The organism is Pseudomonas sp. A-1 (assembly GCF_004801855.1).
Lineage (GTDB): Bacteria > Pseudomonadota > Gammaproteobacteria > Pseudomonadales > Pseudomonadaceae > Geopseudomonas.
On sequence record NZ_SSTC01000243.1, the window covers coordinates 1 to 556 of the forward strand.

The following is a 556-nucleotide window of genomic DNA, read 5'->3' on the forward strand; positions in this document are numbered from 1 at the left end:
ACTGGACCATCGGCCACGTGCATGCCGGCGCCCTCGGCTGGGTCGCCATGGTGTCGATCGGCTCGCTGTACCACCTGATCCCGAAGGTGTTCGGCCGCAATGAAATGCACAGCATCGCCCTGATCAACACCCACTTCTGGCTGGCCACCATCGGCACCGTGCTGTACATCGCCTCCATGTGGGTCAACGGCATCACCCAGGGCCTGATGTGGCGCGCGGTCAACGAGGACGGCACCCTGACCTACTCCTTCGTCGAGGCGCTGGAAGCCAGCCACCCGGGCTTCCTGGTGCGCATGATCGGCGGCGCCTTCTTCCTCTTCGGCATGGTGCTGATGGCCTACAACGTGTGGCGCACCGTTCGCGTCGCCAAGGCCGCTGAAATGAGCGCTGCCGAGCAGTTCGTGGTTCAAGGAGCCCACTGATGAACAAGCACGAAATCATCGAGAAGAACATTGGCCTGATGGCGCTGCTGATGGTGCTCGCCGTCAGCATCGGCGGCCTGACCCAGATCGTGCCGCTGTTCTTCCAGGACGTGGTCAACGAGCCGGTGGAAGGC

1 protein-coding gene and 1 pseudogene are annotated in these 556 nt (G+C 63.1%); both read left to right on the top strand.

The annotated features are described in order from the left end of the window. Positions 1–422: cbb3-type cytochrome c oxidase subunit I (locus tag E5198_RS21375; RefSeq protein ID WP_178084116.1), on the top strand; the 422-nt coding region annotated here is incomplete at its 5' end. After that, positions 422–556 (top strand): annotated as a pseudogene (locus tag E5198_RS21380) (cytochrome-c oxidase, cbb3-type subunit II); the annotation flags it as partial. The gene E5198_RS21375 and the pseudogene E5198_RS21380, both read left to right, overlap by 1 nt.